13 protein-coding genes are annotated in these 19,260 nt (G+C 59.2%); 3 read left to right on the top strand and 10 right to left on the bottom strand.

What is annotated here, in order from left to right; translation table 11 throughout:
• Positions 1–20: 20 nt before the first annotated feature.
• The 7 genes from D3M59_RS11965 to D3M59_RS10630 all read right to left on the bottom strand — a co-directional run bounded on the left by D3M59_RS11965 (position 21) and on the right by D3M59_RS10630 (position 12,592).
• Positions 21–2,981 (bottom strand): site-specific integrase, encoded by a 2,961-nt coding sequence (locus D3M59_RS11965; protein WP_147416748.1) that lies wholly within the window; start codon positions 2,979–2,981, stop codon positions 21–23.
• A complete protein-coding gene (locus D3M59_RS10660) occupies positions 2,978–4,408 on the bottom strand; it encodes a hypothetical protein (protein WP_147416747.1) in 1,431 nt (476 codons plus the stop codon). The genes D3M59_RS11965 and D3M59_RS10660 overlap by 4 nt, the downstream gene beginning before the upstream one ends.
• 286 nt (positions 4,409–4,694) lie before the next feature.
• Complete coding sequence (locus D3M59_RS10650; protein WP_147416746.1) at positions 4,695–6,578, bottom strand: polysaccharide biosynthesis protein; 1,884 nt, start codon at positions 6,576–6,578, stop codon at positions 4,695–4,697.
• A 115-nt stretch (positions 6,579–6,693) separates the two neighbouring features.
• The gene (locus tag D3M59_RS10645; RefSeq protein ID WP_119533659.1) at positions 6,694–8,949 is read right to left on the bottom strand and encodes a GumC family protein; all 2,256 of its coding nucleotides are present in this window, start codon (positions 8,947–8,949) and stop codon (positions 6,694–6,696) included.
• Positions 8,950–8,964: 15 nt separating this feature from the next.
• Positions 8,965–9,663, bottom strand: a complete 699-nt coding sequence (locus tag D3M59_RS10640) for a polysaccharide biosynthesis/export family protein (RefSeq protein WP_119533794.1) — start codon at positions 9,661–9,663, stop codon at positions 8,965–8,967.
• Positions 9,664–9,771: 108 nt separating this feature from the next.
• Complete coding sequence (locus tag D3M59_RS10635; protein WP_119533658.1) at positions 9,772–12,309, bottom strand: O-antigen ligase family protein; 2,538 nt, start codon at positions 12,307–12,309, stop codon at positions 9,772–9,774.
• 22 nt (positions 12,310–12,331) lie between these two features.
• On the bottom strand, positions 12,332–12,592 hold the full coding sequence (locus D3M59_RS10630; RefSeq protein ID WP_119533657.1) for a hypothetical protein: 261 nt from the start codon (positions 12,590–12,592) through the stop codon (positions 12,332–12,334).
• Positions 12,593–13,093: 501 nt separating this feature from the next.
• On the opposite strand from D3M59_RS10630, the gene D3M59_RS10625 reads away from it, so the two are divergent.
• Genes D3M59_RS10625 through D3M59_RS10615 form a run of 3 tightly spaced genes read left to right on the top strand, consistent with a single transcriptional unit; the run spans position 13,094 to position 15,833 of the window.
• On the top strand, positions 13,094–15,187 hold the full coding sequence (locus D3M59_RS10625; RefSeq protein ID WP_158582008.1) for an ATP-binding protein: 2,094 nt from the start codon (positions 13,094–13,096) through the stop codon (positions 15,185–15,187).
• On the top strand, positions 15,187–15,558 hold the full coding sequence (locus D3M59_RS10620; RefSeq protein ID WP_119533655.1) for a response regulator: 372 nt from the start codon (positions 15,187–15,189) through the stop codon (positions 15,556–15,558). The genes D3M59_RS10625 and D3M59_RS10620 overlap by 1 nt, the downstream gene beginning before the upstream one ends.
• Complete coding sequence (locus D3M59_RS10615) at positions 15,555–15,833, top strand: Hpt domain-containing protein (protein WP_119533654.1); 279 nt, start codon at positions 15,555–15,557, stop codon at positions 15,831–15,833. Before D3M59_RS10620 ends, D3M59_RS10615 begins: the two co-directional genes overlap by 4 nt.
• On the opposite strand, the gene D3M59_RS10610 is transcribed toward D3M59_RS10615, so the two are convergent.
• The 3 genes from D3M59_RS10610 to D3M59_RS10600 are packed head-to-tail and all read right to left on the bottom strand — an operon-like array spanning position 15,821 to position 19,259.
• Positions 15,821–17,239 carry a glycosyltransferase family 2 protein gene (locus tag D3M59_RS10610; protein WP_119533653.1) on the bottom strand — a complete coding sequence of 473 codons (1,419 nt, stop codon included), beginning with the start codon at positions 17,237–17,239 and terminating at the stop codon, positions 15,821–15,823. The genes D3M59_RS10615 and D3M59_RS10610 overlap by 13 nt on opposite strands.
• Positions 17,236–18,273 carry a HEAT repeat domain-containing protein gene (locus D3M59_RS10605; protein ID WP_119533652.1) on the bottom strand — a complete coding sequence of 346 codons (1,038 nt, stop codon included), beginning with the start codon at positions 18,271–18,273 and terminating at the stop codon, positions 17,236–17,238. The genes D3M59_RS10610 and D3M59_RS10605 overlap by 4 nt, the downstream gene beginning before the upstream one ends.
• Positions 18,273–19,259 carry a YaiO family outer membrane beta-barrel protein gene (locus tag D3M59_RS10600; protein ID WP_147416744.1) on the bottom strand — a complete coding sequence of 329 codons (987 nt, stop codon included), beginning with the start codon at positions 19,257–19,259 and terminating at the stop codon, positions 18,273–18,275. Before D3M59_RS10600 ends, D3M59_RS10605 begins: the two co-directional genes overlap by 1 nt.
• Position 19,260: the final 1 nt, after the last annotated feature.

Below are 19,260 nucleotides of genomic sequence, written 5' to 3'. Positions count from 1 at the left end.
GGGCGCTCTCAGCCGACCTACTAAGAAGGATTATCCTTCGTAATCCCGCGAAAAATTGCCAGCATCTGCAGGCCAAAGAGATAGGCGGAAGTGCCCGGCTGATAAACGGCTCTTCCGCCCTCATTCAGCTTCTTAATCTCATTGGCTCGCGCCTCCCTCTTAGCTTTCGCCGCCAATCTCCGTTTGGATAGGAGCTCGCCGGATCGGAGGGCTTCCTCGTCACGCAAGTCATTTAGCGCGTCGAGGCGGTGCTGACGGGAGAATGACCAGCCCAGCTCGTCCTCCTCGAGCTTGATATAACTGACCCACAAAGCAGGTCTTTTATCTGCTCGGGGATGCTCTACCGGTTTAAGCTTGGCTTCTCGGTAATGATATGGTGCTTCCTCGGGATATAGGGCCATTTTATCAGTGTGATGCTGACACGCGCGGACCTCAGTTCTTGATCCAAATGCGATGCCGATATGCTCCCCCGGTACGCCGAGACTGCGTAGCAGCGCCGCAAATTCTTTGGCCCGCTCCTCGCTAGAGAACCGGCAGGCTCCATCGTTCGTTCGATAACCGTCGAGGAATTCCCGTAACAGGCTCAAATCCTGCTCAGTCGATACCTTGGCTTTCCGCCTCCAAAGCTTCTCGACCAGGTCATCCGCGATTGCCCCACGGGGCAGGTACAAAGTTTGCGGACGGGTCTTAATCTGCGTTTTGCCAACGAGAAAGCGACGGCTTTTCCGCCATCTGCTCAGCCGGTCATTGGAGACGCGAGATTTCAATGCCAGCGCACTTGCTACGAAGGGCGGCAGAGTGATTAGCTTATGAACCAATTGCCAGTCTGTCGAATCCTCGGGGGCCGGTTCGGACTGTTCGGTTGTCCACGGCGCCAAGCCCGATTTTCGCCATTCGCCCTGCTTCTCTCGGAATTGTGTGTTCTTGTTCAGCGGCAGGAGATCATCCGAGCTCTTTAGGAGAGGCTTCATTTCGCGAAGCGATTTCTTCAAAAAATTCGGATCGATCAACTTAGGCGGCGCCAGCCTTGGCTCATCAAGGTCCTCATCGAGGTGGTCGCGGATGTATTCACAAAGCGGGACTTGGCTGACGGAACGTGAGCAATAGAGGTAGACGGCCAAGTCCAGCAGATGCTGATAGCTCTTCAAGGTCCGCGGAATGCCGGTGTGGCCCATCAGCATGCTTACGGCATGCATAGCGGATTGCCCCAGCGAGCCGCGGCCAATCAACCTGTTATGCAGTTGCCGGCTGTGGCTCCACGTGACGATATTGCGAAACGAGCCCGGAATAAGGAGTTCGCTCTCCGGATCCGGAAGCAGCAACTTCAGCATCAGGTAGCTAGAAAAGCTGTGGCGAAGGCAATGATAGGTCAGATCCTGGCCGGTAATTGCCTTTAATATCTTGTCGATCCTATCGGTCAGATATTTGGCGGACGGCAAAATCTGACCGCCCAATGGCCCGAAGCAAAGGATTGGCCGCCCGATTTTGCGGGCATGTTTTCGCCTTGGAGCGAGCCAGCCATTCAAAAAGGCCAGTTCGCGAGGCGTCATTAAAACGTCGAGAGGAACAATCCGCCTGCTGTCCGGCGTCTTGAGGTTTCGATAGCGATTGCTTTGTAGGTGTAGTTCGTGACGCTTGTCAGACGATGCGAAGTCTGACGTTTCGAGCCCCGCGACCTCTGTCATTCGCAGGCCAGCACGAAAGCCAAGGATAATCATCATGGCAAAGTCGCCCGACGGGTCCATCTTGTAGGCATAGCTGAGGCAACGGCCATACTCGTCGTCGGAGATGATTTCGGCCTCGACGGGATCCAGGAACTGAGATCCGCCTCCCGCTCCGCCTAAACCGGTGCTGGACAGACGCTGGCTAGTTTTGTGCTCAGCCCACGCAAACCTGTCGTCCATGAATCGTACGAAATCGACCGCTGCACTGGCTACCAGCCGGCGACGAGTATGACATTGCTCGCAGGTTATGGCTACTTTCGCCCGCGAGAGAACCGCATATCTATTGAGGTCTGTTAAGGTGACAGGATAATTGCCTGCGAATATCCCTTCGAGGAGGGTCACGAGCTTCTGCTCTACGGTATAAGGGGCGTAGCCTTGAGGCCCATAGGGCCGCCGGAGCAAAAGTAGTGCAATGCACCAGCTCAAGATCTGCTGTCTTGCAGGCTCGTTCGTAAAAGAACTCTGGGCTTGTCTCAACCAACTCGCGCAAATGACCTTGATCTGCCGAGGGGAATATTCGCTGCGTTTGGCTATTTGCCGCCCATGGGCAAATGCCTTGCCCTCCCGCGTATTTTTCGCGGTGTAATTGGCGTACCACGCGGCCATGGCGTCATGGGCACTGGGCGGTCTTTGGCGCCATGTCCTGTTCGGATGAACTGGCGGAGAATAATTTTCGGCGGCCGCTCGTCCCTCAGTCAAGCGCAGGTATGAGCGCTCACCGATGGCGGTTGTTTCGCAATTGCCGAGCGCCTGATCGATCAGCAGAGGCGGCATCCTCAAACGCCAGTGAATGGCAGCCCATTTCTCAAGATCGTCGATTGCTGAGACGTTTACTGTTTTTCCTAAATTACGGTCCCGGAGAAAGGCCAGCAGGCACTGCTCTGCGTCCATAGTAGGATTAGTTCTGCGCCACTGCAGCCGCCGTTCGAGGAGCCGGTGCGTAATTGGATCGGCAAACCAGCGCCGCGTGCGGTACCCGCTGGGCGACTGACCGCACTCCACCTCGTAGCTGATCCATGCCAGGCCGTCAGAGGTTCGCATTCTGTCGACGGCATCCATCCAGCTTTGCCAAGCGCCCCGATCCAGCAATGCGCCGTGCACAACCGCAGAGCATAAAATTTGGCCCAAGCGCTCTTCACTGGAATACCAAGGATCCTCTGCAAGCCATTCAGCCGGGAGAAAATCGAGGGGCCGAGCCGCAGTTCCGATTTCAATCCCGAAAAAGGGGGAGGCTCGGAGGGCATTTAGGCGGCTCATGCGACTGCTCCGGTCGCATCGCGGGCATGCCAGCGGATTTTTTTCAGCATCTCCGTTAGTACGCCGTCTATTTCGGAACGATAGAGGAGGGGGTCGAGGCAAGAGCCAAACGACCAAGGCTCGTTTCCGAGGAGCCAGTGACCGAAGAAGGCATGCAGGGTATCGCTGCTGCATCGGCCCGACAAAACCGAACGGAGCCAATGCCGTCCTGCATTAGGTGTCATCGGTCGCCAGAGGCCTAACTCGGTGCTGAGATCTTGCCATAGGGCCCGGTAGCGCAGCCGCACCATCGCGCCATTCTCTATGGAAAAGATCGGCAGTCTTCCGCTGGCCACCATGTTGAGAACCCGCTGGTGGTCCTGCTTTTTAAGCAGGCTGCCAAGAACGCCCAAGTGGTCTTCGTAAATCGCAATTTGCTCCCGGGCGACATCGGCAACCCAGATCATTCGGGCGTGGTCCGCACGTTGGCGTAGCTTGTCATGAATTTTGCAGAACCCCGTGATCTCGTCGATCGCGGCTGAACCCGGTAAAGCTTCGCCCATCCCTCGATGGCCGGTCGCAAAACTAAGAAGTGCCACTGTTTGAAAGGTCATGGCCTTGTGGCTTTTCAAAGGGTTTCGAGCAGTCTTCTTTAAATACTTCCGGCAAGCTTCGGCGAGGTCGCGGACTTCTCGCCACACAGGTGACATCGAGTTACCGATCCTTTGATCGTCTGGTGCGTAGCTCGGGACCCATTTCTCGTCGCCACGAAGAATGCCGTTAGCGCGCTTGGCGCTTGTCGCGGCATTGCTAACGAACGTCTCGCCGTAATAATTCGCGGTCCGGCCAAGCGTTTCTTCGCGGCCGGTTAGTCTCATCGCGCCGACGAGATCTCCGCCGTATTGGAAGGTCATCGCCCGCGTCAAAAAGCGCTCTAAGCTTGGCACTGTACGTGAGCAGGCTCGTGGGCGTCCGCATTCCACCGGGCGGCGGGTATCGAGCAGTTGCTCGATCTTGGTGATGTGCGCCTCTTTGCGGGAGACAAACAGGGGCGCCGGCCCATTCCTCGCCTTGCCAAGAGGCGAGAACTGGGTCGGAAACTGTTTTAGGCAGTCCTGGACAATTTCCTCGACGTCAAAGTAGACGAATTGATAGACAGGAGGCGTCGCGACGCCCTTGCGACCTCGCGATTTTTTCGCACGCTTGGATTTGTTTCGTCTCGCGTCGTGAACGTCAGCGGTGCCCGCAATGAAGCGCCAGCTAATTTGATCCTTGTTCCAAATCAGTCCCTCGGGGTTGCACCCGGGGAGATCAAGATCGCTTTCGTATTCGACGATCGACATGCGGCGAAGGTCTTTAAGCTTGCGGCCTGTCGTCAGGATTGCCGCAATGGCGAGTTTTGCTTCCGGCTCGAGGCGTCTGGGAGCTTTGAGACCCGCCTTCAGCATTTGCCGAATTTCCCACAGATCAACCTCGGACAGGTGCCACCAGTCCATGGGCAGAAGCTGGTTTCTGCGGGTCTCGCTGAGGATTAGGGTGTCGGACGGTGATTGCGGACTGCTAGCCACGCTGGTGGTCGCCCGACGCGCCAGGGAAGCAGTCCGCTTCGTGAACTTCGATTTGAGGATACATAATGTCTACTACGCAACTGATACTGCGCGGCGCGTAGCTGCAGGCGTTTAACAAAAGGTATCGAGGCCGGCGATATCGGCCGTCGCAGTTCTTTTCCCAGACTTAGGCCGCGATAACTTCTCGCGCCTCTTCCGGTTCAATGCTCCCATGGGGCTGTCGATAGCCTGGAACGAGACCCAGAAGCGTCTTCACCGCTTGTTGCTCATCCAAGCGATGGAGCGACTTGCGCAGGTGTTCGAGCACGTCGCATAGTGTCAGCCAGCTCAGGCTTTCCTCGCGTGCCCGGACTATACGCGGATGGTTCGTTTCTTCCGCGTCTGCGTCGATGAGCAGTTCTTCATACAGCTTTTCGCCAGGGCGAAGGCCAACCTCGACGACTTCGATGTCGCCCTCGGGATTGTCCAAGGTGCGGACCGTCAGGCCTGAAAGCTCGATCATGGCTGCCGCGAGGTCCGCAATCTTTACCGGCTGCCCCATGTCCAAAAGGAAGACTTCGCCGCCGTTGGCCATGGCGCCCGCTTGGATGACGAGCTGGGCGGCTTCCGGGATCGTCATGAAATAGCGGGTGACGTCACGGTGAGTTATCGTGACCGGGCCACCCTGCGCGATCTGCTCGCGAAACTTCGGCACGACCGAACCGCTCGAACCCAGCACGTTGCCAAACCGGACGGCAGTGAAGTTAGTGCGCGACTGGGCTTCCGCGCGCGACTGGATCACCAGTTCGCAGGCGCGCTTGCTGGCGCCCATGATGTTCGTTGGACGAACGGCCTTGTCCGTGCTGATCAGGACGAACTTCTCGGTGCCAACCAATTCGGCGTTCAACGCTGAATGAAGCGTACCCAGCACGTTGTTGCGAATGCCTGCGATGCGGTTCGCTTCAACGAGCGGCACATGCTTGTATGCCGCCGCGTGGAAGACCGTTTGCGGCATCCAGCGTGCAAACAGGCGGGCGCAGTCATCCTCGTCCGCGACGTTGGCGAGATCGGGCGTGATCTCTAGTTCGAGGTTCTCGCGCCTCTTGATGTCCTGAAGCTCGGCATCGATGCGATAGAGCGAATACTCCGACTGGTCCGCAAGAATGAGGTGCTTGGGAAATTGGCGCAGGATCTGACGGGCAAGCTCACTGCCGATCGATCCACCGGCGCCGGTCACCATTACAACCTTGCCACGGATGTCGTGGGCGAGGAGAGCTTCGTCCGGTGCTACTTCGTCCCGACCCAACAGCTCTTCGATCTGAACCTCTTTTAGGTCATTGATCGACACATGGTCAAAGGCGATCTGAGAGATTGAGGGGAGGGACCGAACCGCAACCTTGATTTTCGTGTGATTGAGCCGGTCGACGATCTCGCGCTTGGCCTGCCGGGACGCCGAAGGCATCGCGAGAAATACCTCGTTGACATCTTCACGGGCCAGCACTCGCTCGAGCTGCGAGGAGTGCCAGATGGTCTTGCCCTCGAGAATGCGCCCCTTGAACGCGCGGTTATCGTCAATGAACCCGACTAGGATCATGCCAGGCTCGTGCCGCATCGAGTGGGCGAGCTGCTGCCCGGCGGATCCCGCTCCATAAATCAGGATGCGCTTGCAGTTAGGAAGCCGGGAACGAGCGTGAATGGCGTCCCAGATGATTTGGGCTGCCGCGACGCGAAGGGTCGCAGCTCCAAAGAAGAAGACGAGGGGATGAAGGACCGAGAGGGTTCTTGGGATGCCGGGAGGGTGCAGAGTAAACAGCACCGCAGCGAGCATCGACGACATGCCGATGAACACCGGAATCATCCGGAATACAGTATGCCTTCCTGAGAAGCGGATGACTGAACGGTAGGTGCCGCCGGCGAAGGCGGCGATTAGCCAGCTGGCATTCGCCAGCACCATGAACTGGATGACGGGTAGGTTAACCCAATCCCATTCGCCTAGGCGTAGCCAAAAGGCAATCCAGACTGCAAAAGAACAAATTGCGAGGTCTGCCGCAACGACCAAAAGGCGGCGCACTGCGCGAGGCAGTGCGACCAGCTCTGGCAGGTACGAGTAAACTTGACGCAACACCCTGTTTCACCACGCCTACAAACAACAAAAGCAGAATACTCTAACGTCCCTGAATACTTCGTCAGCGAAGTTTCAGAATCTCCGAGAGCTTCTTGGGTTCTTTTTGCTGCGCATACGCATATTGGTATCCGTAATTATCCCCGTATCCCTGCTCCTTGGCATCGAGCTTGGTGAGGATTGCACCCAGGATATTCGCACGCACCGCATTCAGGCGATTAATAGCCATGCGCGCTTGCGACGCGCGGGTGCGGCCGGCTTCGATTACGAACACTGCGGATTCGCAGGACCGAGCGAGCAGAATGGAGTCAGCGAGTCCGAGGACCGGCGGTCCGTCAACGATCACGTGATCGAAGGCGTGGCCGACATTCTCCATGAGCTTGTCGAAGCCGTCGGTGGCCAGAAGCTCAGCCGGGTTGAGCGGCATGCGGCCGGCAAGCATGACCGATAGGCCAGACGAACCGATCGGTTGAATGGCTTCATTCCACTGGATTTTGCCCGACAGGACGTCGCTGACGCCATGCGCCATGGGCTGCTTCAAATTACGATGCAGCGACGGATTGCGCATGTCGCCGTCGATGATGAGCACCCTGGAACCGACGCTGGCGAGCGACCGTGCGATTGCCAGCGCTGTCGTTGACTTGCCTTCGTTGGCCTGCGTGCTGGTGAACAGCATGGATGCTGGTGCCCGGCTTCCCGACGAGAACTGGATCGCCGTCAGGATCGAGAAGTATGCTTCCGACAGGTCCGAACGTCCCTGAGCCAGCTGCTCCGCGACCTCGGCCGCCGACAGCTTTGGCGTTGTTCCAAGAAGCTTGATCCCAAGCTTTTGCTGGAATTCCGCCGGAAGAATGACCGCGTCAGCGAGCTGCTCACGGACAAGCGCCGTTCCGCCGCCAGCCAGAAGGCCGAACAGGAGGCCGATGGCGAGGTTCAGCGGAAGATTGGGCTGCGACGGCGATTCCGGCGCCAACGCTGCATCGACGATCGAAACGTTGTTCGTGCCGACGCCGGCTGCCACGCCGACTTCTTTGAAGCGCTGGAGGAGCGCGTCATAGAGCGCGCGGTTCGTATCGACGTCACGCTGAATGATGTTGAACTGGATCGAGCGCTGTTGCTGGTCCAGGACGGCCGACTTCAGGCCATTCACCCGCGCCTGGAGCCCTTGCTCGTTAGCGAGCGCTTGCCGGTACTTGTCCGCCAAACCTTGCGAGACCGACGACGTCACGCGGCCTTGTTCACGTCCGATCTGGCGGTCGAGCTCGGCAATCTGCGACTTCAGCGCTGCAACCTTGGGATATTCAGGTCCGAAGTCGCTCTGGAGCTTGCTGAGCTCACCGGTGAGTTCGGCCCGCTGACCACGAAGCTGGTTGACTGCGCTATTGGTGAGCGAGGATGCCGCTGCAGCACCGCCACTGTTGGCGCGGTAGTCGGCTTCCGCCTGGACACGTGCTGCGCGGGCAAGCGCAAGCTGAGCGCTCAGCTGGGTAAGATCGGCCGAGGCAAGAGTCTGCTCGCTGGAAACACGACCTTCACCGCCTTCGCTGGCAACTTTGATGATGCCTTGCGCCTGCGCATATTCGGCCGCTTTCCGCTCGGATTCCTCGAGCTTGGCACGCGTCGCATTGATGCGGTCCTGGAGGAATTTACGGGCGTAGGTCGTCGCTTCGTAGCGCCGAGAGAGGTTGGTCTCGATAAAGTTGTCGGCGAGCGAGTTCGCAATGGTGGCCGCAAGGGCAGGGCTGGCAGCGACATAATTCACGTCAACAACGCTCGAGCCCGGAAGTGGCGCGACCTTGGTGTTAGCGTTGACCTTCTCGGTCGCAAGCTTGAACCGTTCATCGCGCGACAAGGCCTGAATGTCATCGGCGCGGTCGTCATTAAGGTCGGTAAGGAAGCTTGTATTGTCGGCCAAGCGCAGATCCCGAACGACCGCTTCAGACAGCGAACGGCTTTTCAGCAGTGCATACTGAGTCTGGTAAAATTCGAGGTTCGGCCCCGAGCTTTCCTGGGAGTCCACGCTCTCGACATCGACGACCTTGGCAGCCTCGCGCGCAATCTGCAGGCGAACCGTCGCAGTATACTGGCGCTGCATCATCATGCTGACGAGCAGGGCCAGCACGAGGCAGGCCGCTGTTATGCCGCCGATGATCCAGCGGTTGCGGTAAAAAATCCGCCAATAGTGCCGAACCAGTGACTCTTCGGGCTCTCCCGGAATCTCACCGAAATAGTTGCCGGCAAGCGCGGGGACACCAGGCGCATAGGCCTGGATTGATGAGCCAGGCCCAGCGGGGCCAGCAAGGTCACGGATATCGGACACTAAGAGACTTCCTGATTAAAGAACGGGTACGAAGCGGGCGAGGAGCGGGAAGCTCATCGTCGCGTCGCGGAAGAAACGCCGGGCGGAGTTTTCACCCACCACGACGATATCATTCCCGTAAACTTCCGGGTCGGCGTAGCGACCGGAACGAATGTCCCGCAGGTTGAACATCGCAGCCATTTTCTGGCCGCTAACCGTGCGGAAGACGATAACCTTATCGATGTCGGCCGATTCATTGGCGCCGCGTGCTGTCGCGACGGCTTGCTGAAGCGTCATCTTGCCGACAATCGGATAAACGCCGGGCTGCACGACCGAGCCATCAATGGTTACGGTCCGAGCACGAGCTTCCTTGATGTTCACCGCGACCTGCGGGTTCTTGAGATAGCGGCCCTTGAGCTTCGTTGCGATCGCGTCGCCCAGTTCCTGGGGCGTCTTGCCGCCGGCCTGGACCGACCCAACGAGTGGCATTGCGAAATTGCCGGCTTCATCGACAGCGCCTTCACGTGCCAGTTCCGGAGCGTCAAAAACGGTAACGCTGATCACGTCCAGCGCACCGATACGGTAGTTGGTAAAGTCCGCAGCGGTCACCGTCTGGTCAGGGGGGGGGAGGGCCTGCGCTACCCGAACAGCGGTCGAGTTCTGATCGAGACCAATGCCTCCGCCGCAAGCGCAAAGCGCGAGGCTGAACAAGGAAACAAAAGATCGATTAGGCATCGTCATTCTCCGCAACACGCTGGCCCGACGAGAAGGTCGAAAGCGCGGTTCCATTGGAACTTTTTGAAACAATTATCAAGTTTTTCATATTTTTAGCCGCTTCAAACTTCATCTCGCTGACAGTTCGAACTCGTCTAGTTCTGCCGCCGCAGGGCGTCCCGTAGCGAGGCCTTCAATAACCAACCTCGTGAGCAGGCAGCCTTGGGGGACGGTGAAATCGACGACAGCAGGTTCATACCTATTGTTTTGCGGGATGATCTGCGCAGCCAGCTCATTAGCTGGTGCGCAAAGCAATCGCACCCGGAACGATTCCGGAGCATCAGCCCTGGCGCGATAGGTCAGCCGATAGGCCGCTGGCGGCAATTGCAGATATCGTTCGGCGGCAATGTCGATGCGGTCACCCTTCGAATCCGCGACAAGGTGTGAAGGTGGAGCAGGCTCAACTGAGCCGGTGGCGCTGCTGCCTGACCTCACCTGCCAATCGAACAGGGTCGAATCCTTCGCATAATCTTCCTTCGGGCGATCGAAGCCACCATCCTCGAGTAGGACAGCTGGATCATTGGGCCCAAGCAGGGACCGGACCTGCATCGCGTCGGCGTATCGCTTCTTGCCGATTAGATAACTGACGAGACTGCGGATGTCCGAGCGCCGCGGAGCCGCGTCGATCGCGGCCTGCGCCTTCAGCGTCGTTATGAGGCCGCGGATTTCATCCGGATTAGGGTCGGCTGACAACTGGAAGAACTTTGCGCGCCACGGCGGCTCGATCCGCATACGGTTGGCAACTGCCTCCGCAAACTGCGGATCCATCGTCGCAATCCGGAAGATCCGGATGAAGCTTGCCGGCGGCTCTGTTGTGCGAAGTAGGGCGCCGGCGCGAAGGACAGCCGTCTGATATTCATTTTCGCTCAAGGCTTGCTGGAACGCCCAGAACTGCGTTGGCGGGTCGCGCCAGCCAAGTGCGCTTGCCAATTGCCAGGTTTGCCCGGCCGGCTTGCCTTGGGCTTCACGGGCCAGTGCGAGGCTGCGAAGGGCTGAGGCCGTCATGGGGCGGGCGATGATGGCATCGGCGGCCAGTTGCTCAGCGCGTTTCCAGTCCTTGGCGCGGAAAGCCTGGCCAGATTGATCGACCTTCACGAACGCGTTGGCTGGCATGAATGCCGCTGCAGCACTTGGCTGACCTTCCCGGATCGCAGCCTCCGCCATGCTCACTCTTACCGCCTGGACGGCGATCGGGAGCGCAAGGACGACGGCAATCGCCGTAATCATCTTGCTGCGCTTTGAAGTCTCTTCACGCTCCTTGGGAGGATTGCCGAGCAGACCGACGGCAAAGGCGAACAGGGAAGCCAGCGCCAGAGTGCGAAGCGGATAATCTGCAAGGCTGTGAAGGACCGCCAGGAGGATAATCAGCACGGCGCCCATGATGATGCCGAGGTCGCGATGATTGACCTTTACTGCCCGGTATACCGCGTAGGCGAGAGCCGCTGCGGCAATGGCGAGGTATGCGGCGCCGATCACGCCGGTCTCCGTCAGCCACTCAAGCAGGTCGTTGTGAGCGTGATTAAGGAAACCACGCTGGGCGAGATCAAGATTTTCGTTCGGCGAGAAGACTTGGACGAACGTACCAAGGCCACTTCCGGACTTCCAATATTGCTCGAGCGTATAAAGAATGTCTGGAAGGTAAGCATAGCGCGCATCTTCACCGACGCGGAAGCTCTCCCGAAGACCAAGAGAGTTGGTGCCTGGGTAGAGCAGGACGATCAGCCAGAGGAGCGCAAGCACGCCGCCCAACGCTGCCGTCCAGCGAAGCGTGGATCCACTACCCATGGCGATGAGAAGCGAGCCCGGGATTGCAAGGCCAAGCAGCAACACGCCCGCCCGCGCGCCAGCGGCAAGACACATGACGGCAAAGAACAGGATGCCGAACCAGCAGGCCAGCTTGATGCCGGATACCTGGGACTTCCTGCGCGAGCGCACTGCCGGCATCGTCCGGATCAGCATGGCGCAGACCACCATGGCGATCGCCATAAAAAGGGCCTGGTGGTTGGGATTGGCAAAGAGGCCGGACGCGGCGCCGACGCTCGGCTTGCCATAAAAGGTCAACCAGCTGGGGCTCCCGAGGGCAAGCTGGGCGGCCGCGATGAGTCCGCTGATCGCTGCGGACACCGCGATTAGCTGGAGAAGGCGGTGGCGGTGCGCGCCTGACGAGCGCAGGGTGTGTAACAGCAGCGCAACCGGAAGCAGCATGACCGTCGCGCTGCGGATGGTCGCTTCCGCGTCAAGCGTCAGTGGCCGCCAGCTGTTAGCAGCGCCAACTTGGGAAAGAGCCTGAACAGCATTTTCGCGCCCGGCGAGCTGCTTCCACATCTCAGCGGGCAGGGGAATTAGCTGAATGACAGGCACTGCGAGCAGGAGCAGTCCCGCAATCGCGATTGGCCAGGAATAACGGGGAATGGACGCAGCGCGCCCGAACTGGTCGGCCAGAACGCTAAAAAGAAGCAGGCTGCCCGCAGCAGCGAGCAGCCCGTTCTTGGCGAAGCCTTCAGCGCCGCCACCACCTATTAAAAAGACGGCGACTAAGGCGGCGGCAAAGAGCCCGTTGGCAAAGGGGGCTTGGCGCAATGCACCCGCCGGCAAAGTGGCCAGCATGTAACCCCCTTAGTTAGTGTAATTAGCCGCGGCTGATGGGCGAGCTGTCGCTGTCGTTACCCTTGGTGGCGATCCATACGCCAAACGCGAGGGTGAGAGCGATAATCGCATAAGCTGGCCAAGGAGCGAAAGCGCTCGAACCGCCGTAGGGCTGGGCGGCGCTGACGCTGCTGGCAGCGGCGGTCGGCACGGCTGCGCTCGGACGAGCGGCGATGCTAGCGGTCGGAACGGCAACAAGGGCCAGAGCACTCACGGCGGCGGCGACATTACGAACTGCACGCATAACAAACTCCCTTTTCTGATGGCCCGGCTAACCTGAACGGCCTTCTCATGCAACCCTTAGTAGCGCGAATTTGTGCCTAAATTCTGCCAATTAAATTCCGGTAAATCGCTGGAGTTCCATCGAAATAAGCTAAAACGGCGCTTTTGCGCGCCTATTTCGTTTAACGAGCGTCACGATATGCGGTGATGAAGATGCAAATAGGCAACGGGCATAAGAATCTGCTTGGCTTATGGAACCGTCCACATTTGGTCGCGTTTGCGCGCCCGACCAACAGCGATTTATTGCAACCGCATTACTATCGCTCATTGACTGGTATCGCTTTCGCTACTGAAAATCACGAAAACTGATGCGCCAATCATCGGCGTCTCTGATCCAACGAGTTCGCGGCACCTATAGTGGCGAGGCTTGTATCGGCAGGCGCAAGCCCTAAACCTCGCTGCCACGACTAACCCGATGGTACCGCGTCTCTCCTCCCAGTCCGGCTCACGCCTGCTTGCTCTAGTGGCTGGGACCATGACGGTGGCGCTCGTCCTTTTGCTCGCCATGCTCCAATGGCGGCAATTCCAGTCTGAAGCCTCGATCCGAGTTGCCGTCCAGGCATCCAATGACCGCTTGGCAATGATCGACGGCTATCTGACCATTCTCCGCGACATCGAGAATGGCCAGCGGGGCTATATGGTCACCGAGAGCGAGGAGTTTCTCGAGCCGTTCAACCTGGCGATCGGCCGACTGAAGCACTCTCACGAAGAATTGCAGCGTTTCACGGGGGCAGATGCCACGGACGCAGCGTTGACGACCCAGTTGTTGAAGACCGGTGCGGCCCGCGCACAGCGATCCTCGGAAATCATCCGCTTGCTAAATGCAGGCAACAGCGCTGGCGCGATCTCCCTCGTTCGGGAAGGTTACGGCAAGGCCATGATGGACCGGGCCCGGTCTCTCGCCGATCAGCTAACAAACCGCGAACAGGTAAAGCTGCGGCAATTGGTCTCTGGCGCGGCCAGTCAGCGATACGCACAACAACGGGCAATCCTCCTCGTCGAACTCGCTCTGCTACTGGCCGTGTTCCTCATGGTCGTCGGTCTCTTGCGAAACGTCCGCCAGGTCGAAGCCAATTCAGCAGACATGCGAGACTCCGCCGTTCGCCAGGCCGCAATCTATGAAGGCGCGACCGACGCCATGATGATGCTGGACCAAAAAGGCATCATCGAAACGGCGAACTCAGCCGCCGAGAGGCTCTTTGACAGGACCCGGAAAAGCTTGGTCGGCCAGTCCAACCTAGTCCTCTTCAAGGAGCCGCCGAGCCAAGAGGTTAGCGCAGCCTACCTCGACAGCCTTGCAAAAGGCGCTCCCTCCAGCCTCGGCAAGCGGGATTTCATCGGCTTACGCGGAGACGGAACGGACATCGAAGTCGAAGTTGTGACCACGCCAATCCAGCTCGAAGACGGGCTACATTACTTGGCCGTCGCCCGGGATGCGACGGAACGCCGGCGCACTGAGCGCTTGAAGTCCGAATTTGTCGCGACCGTCAGCCACGAACTCAGGACGCCTTTGACGTCGATTGCCGGCTCGCTCGGGCTCTTAAGTGGAGGGGCGGCCGGAGAGATGCCGCCAAAGGCGTTGCGTCTCGTAAAAATCGCGCATGACAATAGCGAACGGCTTATTCGTCTCATCAATGACATCCTCGACATTGAGAAAATCGAGTCCGGGAAGCTGCACTTCGACCTTCGTCCCGTAAAACTGTGCAAAATCCTGAGCGATGTAGTGCAGGCGAACCACGCATACGCAGAAAGGCATGAAGTCGGGCTGGTCGAAGAGCCTTGCCCAACCGACTGGGAAATCCACGCCGATCATGACCGCCTCATGCAGGTGTTCACGAACCTTGTTTCGAACGCCGTGAAATTCTCGCCGAAAGGCGCTGACGTCGTGATCTCGGCGAGGAAAATCGACGACAGCGCGATCATCAGCGTCGTCGACAAGGGCGATGGGATACCCGAAGAGTTCAAAAGCCGGATCTTCAGCAAGTTCTCTCAAGCTGACTCGACCGATGCGCGCCAAAAGGGCGGAACGGGACTTGGGCTCTCGATCGTGCGCGAACTGGTCTTCAGGATGGGCGGGGAAGTTCGCTTTGATAGCCGCAAAGGCGAGGGGACGGTCTTCAACGTCGAATTTCCGCTGGTCAGCAGTTTCGATGCCGTCGCCCAGAGCACTCTAAAGCTTGAGCGATTAAGCGAAGCAGACTTACCTTCTGTGCTTCATGTCGATGACGATCCCGACATGCTGAGGCTGATCGCCAGCGCGTTCGAGGGCAAGGCCACGATGCACTCAACGCCGAGCGTGCGGGAAGCCGAGGCGGCCCTGCAGCGCTTCGAGTTCGACGGGGTCATTCTCGACATCGGGATGAACGATGGAAACGGTCTCGACCTCATCCCGCTGATCCGGAAGACCAACGACGAGGCGCCGATCATCCTCTTTACCGCTAGGGACGAGGAAGCCATGACGGACGTGCCGGTCGATGCCTGTCTCACCAAGTCCAAATCGGACCTCGATACGCTCGTCCGGGTGACGCTCGAGCGGGTCCAGCAAAAGGAAGTCTGATGACCGACCGGGTGCTCTACGTCGACGATGAAGACGATATCCGGGAAATCGCAGCCATGGCGCTTGAGCTTGATTTGGACTTCGAGGTTCGTACCTGCGCATCCGGGAAAGACGCCATTGCACTCGTCTGCGACTGGCAGCCCGACATCATTTTGCTCGACGTGATGATGCCGGAAATGGATGGACCGACAACATTCGGCATCCTCCAGGCGAGGATGCTGGAAGACTTGCCGCCGGTCCTGTTCTGCACGGCGCGAACGCAGGCTGCTGATGTGGCGACCTACCTCCGCCTCGGAGCAGAAGGGGTGGTGCCGAAGCCATTTGATCCCATGACTTTGGCTGCAACCGTTCGGGCGCACCTGGCGAAATGAGAAACTTTGACGAGAAGTTCGAAGCGCTCCGCTCTCGCTTTCTTGCTCGGCTGGCCGGTGATCGCCGGGCACTCCTCGACGAGGCATTATCGTTGGAGGATCTGGAGGCAGTCGTTCATCGCCTGAGCGGAAGCGCGGGGATGTACGGCTATGCTGCACTCAGCACGTCAGCAGAGACGCTGGAGAATGCGATTAGAGACGGCGCCACTCGCGATACGATTGGCGACTTGGTCGAGGACCTGATCGCGGAGATCCGGGTGGTTCAGGCGCGCTGAAAGCCTCGGCGGGTCATCTGGCCCCAGCCTTGCTGCTTGCGGAGGAACTGCCAAAGTCCGCGCAGCCTCCAGAAATTGCTGAGCTGCCGATATCCAAAATTCTCCACGATCGCGACAACCGTCAGGACGATAAGGTCAGTGGGCTTCGGGAAACGGCGCAGTTCGACCTCCTCGAGGATCAGCGTCGCGACGCTCACGAAAATGCCGAACGTGAAGGTGATGGCGAGGTAGGCGAGAAGATATTCGATCGACAGAAGCCCGACGCTCCACAGCAGCGGCACGAGGATGTAGCCCGCGACCTCGATCACGGGGCCCAGCACATCGACGACCAGGATCTGGCCAAAGCCCAGAAACCCGATGCGGCCGTAGCGTGGATTGAAGAGCATGTCCTTGTGCTTGACGAAGGTCTCGAGTGATCCTCGCTGCCAGCGCGCCCGCTGTCGTCCAAGAATTGTGAGGTCTCCAGGTGCCTCGGTCCAGCACACCGGTTCAGGAATAAACTCGATCCGGTAGGGTTTCTCTTGTTCGCGCATGTGCCGGTGAAGCTTGATCACTAGCTCCATGTCTTCGCCGACGGTCCCATGGCTGTAGCCGCCGACTTCAAGCACAAGGCGCCGCCTGAAAAGACCAAATGCGCCGGAGATCACGGTTAGAGCCTGCATCCGGCTCAGCGCCAGGCGAGCCATCAGGAACGCGCGCAAATATTCGACGATCTGGACAAGCGCGAGGAAGTTGCGAGGCAATCGGACACGCGTCACCCGGCCCGCGTGAATATCGCTTCCATTTGCCAGCCGGATCGTCCCGCCGACGGCAATCACTTCATCGGGCTTCTCAATGAAGGGGCGAACGGCTCGAAGAAGAGCGTCGGATTCCAGGATGGAGTCCGCGTCGATTGAGCAGAACAGCGGGGAACGGGCAACGTTGATGCCGGCATTCAGCGCATCCGACTTCCCGCCATTTTCCTTGTCGATGACGAGAAGGTTGGGAATTCGGGGCGACGCGTAGAGGCCGCGAATTGGGGCGTGTCGGACGGTGAGATCATAGTAGCGGTCGACGGGCTGGAGCGCGAACTGGTCGATGAGCCGCTCCAAAGTTTCGTCGGTCGAGCCGTCATTGATGACGACGACCTCCATCTGCGGATACTGCAGCGAGAGGAGCGAATTTACGCTCTCGACGATGGTAACCACTTCATTGAAGGCCGGCGCCAATACCGCGATGGGCGGAGCCCGGTCGCTGTAGCGTTGCCAAAGCAAGGACGAGCGGGATACCGGCGGACGGTTGGCCAATGATATTGCCGCATAGACGAGCTGGACGATGTAGAGGCCGATCTGGAGAAGGCCGGTAATGATGACGACCCAGGCAATGGTGGTCGCCATCGTGATGACCCAAGGCTGCCACTCGATCATGCCGGGATTCCCTGTTCGGCGAGGGTCAGGCGGGCTGCACTTCGGGCCGGCTCTGCTTTGCCTTTGCTGATTCTAGACAAGATGGTTTTGCCTTCGCTCCCCAAGCGGACGAGGGCCTCGCCTGCGCGAAAGCGGACCCACCAGTCGGGATCGGATAACATCTCGCCAAGCTTGAAGGCGGTATCCGACATGCCGATGCGGCCAGCTGCCTCGGCCGCCGCAGCGCGAACCCACCAGGTTGGGGCCGACAAACAATGACGGACAGCAGGTGCTCCGCCGGGATGCGAAAAAGCGCCGAGCGCTCGCAAAAACCGGGGGAGGTCCTCGCTCGAAGGGTCGGTGCGGAGCGCCAGTTCGTTGATGGTTTTGACGAGGCCATAATCCTGCGAGGCTGAAAGCGCGTCGATGGCAGCGGCTTTGACGGAATTGGGGACCGTGGGGAGGAGAATGAGATCGCGGATTTCGGCGGGACGGTAAGCAGCAATCTTCTGGAAGAGGCTGACGATAAGCATGGAGTTTTCGCTGACCCCAAGGCCGAGCGTTTCCATCAGGCGCTCGGCAGCGGGAGCCCGGCCGGATTCTGCCAGGGCCATCGCGGCCGCAAGACGAACGTCCGGGCTTTTGTCGCTGAGCGCGAGGGCCAGCGTTTCACTGCTCTTGTCGTCGTGAAAATAGGCAAGGGCTTCAACCGCAGAGGCCCGTTTGCGAGCAGAGCCTCGTCTTGCCTGGCGTTGGAGCTCGGCTGCTGCGCCAGCGTCCGTCGCTGCCGCCGCGATCTGGGCCCGTTCATCGCCGCGCACGAGCTGTACCAGTTCGACGGAGAGCGCAGCCAACAACCACTTGGGTACTGCAAGTTCAGTAAGTGCGGTCCGCTTCTTGCCGCCAAGGAGGAGCGGCATCAGGAGCTTGCGCTGCTCGAGGATGTTTCGTCTGCGCCGCTCAGTGATGAAGCGACCGACAACCAGGGCGGTCATGATTGCGAGGGAGAGGGCGGCAAGGGCCAGGGAAATGTCCCAAAGGTCCAGCAGGCCCATCAGAACCGAATTCCAGTACCAATGGAAATCGACGTCCTCTTGGCACTGCCATCAGGATCATCATGCGCCACCGACAGGCGAACGTCCTGATTGTCTGTTATCCCGAGTGCAAGGCCACCGAACTGGCTGGACGTTCGAAGCACAACGCCCTCAGAAATGTCTGGAGCGTTGGCGACGCCGCCGAAAAGGCGCAGCTTGGGAGTGGGGAGATAGTCAGCCCGGGCGAGCCAGCCGCTGCTGTGATCGCTGCCCTGGAAAATGTTGATCCACTGGGCCGTCAACCAGACCCGGCCGCCGCCGAGATACTGCTGGACGCCAGGATTGAGCGTCCAGACTTCACCAGAAGCATAGTCGGCCCATCGAGCATCCAGCGTTGCAATCGTGGGATTGGAAGTGCCGCCGATTTTCGCAGAGCCTCCCATACCCAGCTGTACCTTGGGTCGGAAATCGGCATCCGGTGTTCCCCCGGTGAGCAGGTAGCCAGACAAATCGTTGCCTTGCCGGAAGTCTACGCGTGCTTCGCCGTAGACGTCGGTCCGGCGAAAGCGGCGAGCCAGCTCAACCCGGCCGGTCAGGACAACCGCACTGTTTTGATCATAGCGAAGCTGGACTGAGGCATCGCGCCAGTCCGGTTGGCCCTGGCTCACTGACGTGAGGCCACCATCAAGGTCGAGTTTGAACCGAGTAGCTGCAGGGGCAGGAGCGGCCTTTCGTCGCTGGGTTACGAGTTCCAAGCCGTCCCGCGCGTCCTGGTAGTTGGGCGCAACCGCCAAGGCCTGCCGGAAGGCGGCTTCCGCGTCGTCGAGCCTTCGCAGTGCCAGCAATGAATATCCATACTGAACAAGCGCATCGCTGTTTGCGGGGTCAGCCTTGAGGACTTGCTCGAGAATGGAGGCCGCGCGTGCAGGGTTTGCCGCCCTTCGTGCTTCCACAGCTTCCGCATAAGGGTCGGGCGACTGAGCCGTTGCAGGAATGGCGATGCCCAAA

Origin of the sequence: Sphingomonas edaphi (assembly GCF_003583725.1) — a bacterium.
Classification (GTDB): domain Bacteria; phylum Pseudomonadota; class Alphaproteobacteria; order Sphingomonadales; family Sphingomonadaceae; genus Sphingomicrobium; species Sphingomicrobium edaphi.
This window is presented reverse-complemented; position numbering and strand designations above follow the sequence as displayed.

Excerpts from the sequence above, each read along its gene's own strand:
- D3M59_RS10635 (WP_119533658.1), bottom strand. The coding sequence starts at position 12,309 with ATGCTGGCCACTTTGCCGGCGGGTGCATTGCGCCAAGCCCCCTTTGCC.
- D3M59_RS10620 (WP_119533655.1), top strand. The coding sequence starts at position 15,187 with ATGACCGACCGGGTGCTCTACGTCGACGATGAAGACGATATCCGGGAA.
- D3M59_RS10640 (WP_119533794.1), bottom strand. The coding sequence starts at position 9,663 with ATGCCTAATCGATCTTTTGTTTCCTTGTTCAGCCTCGCGCTTTGCGCT.
- D3M59_RS10605 (WP_119533652.1), bottom strand. The coding sequence starts at position 18,273 with ATGGGCCTGCTGGACCTTTGGGACATTTCCCTGGCCCTTGCCGCCCTC.
- D3M59_RS10615 (WP_119533654.1), top strand. The coding sequence starts at position 15,555 with ATGAGAAACTTTGACGAGAAGTTCGAAGCGCTCCGCTCTCGCTTTCTT.
- D3M59_RS10610 (WP_119533653.1), bottom strand. The coding sequence starts at position 17,239 with ATGATCGAGTGGCAGCCTTGGGTCATCACGATGGCGACCACCATTGCC.
- D3M59_RS10660 (WP_147416747.1), bottom strand. The coding sequence starts at position 4,408 with ATGCTGAAGGCGGGTCTCAAAGCTCCCAGACGCCTCGAGCCGGAAGCA.
- D3M59_RS10630 (WP_119533657.1), bottom strand. The coding sequence starts at position 12,592 with ATGCGTGCAGTTCGTAATGTCGCCGCCGCCGTGAGTGCTCTGGCCCTT.
- D3M59_RS11965 (WP_147416748.1), bottom strand. The coding sequence starts at position 2,981 with ATGAGCCGCCTAAATGCCCTCCGAGCCTCCCCCTTTTTCGGGATTGAA.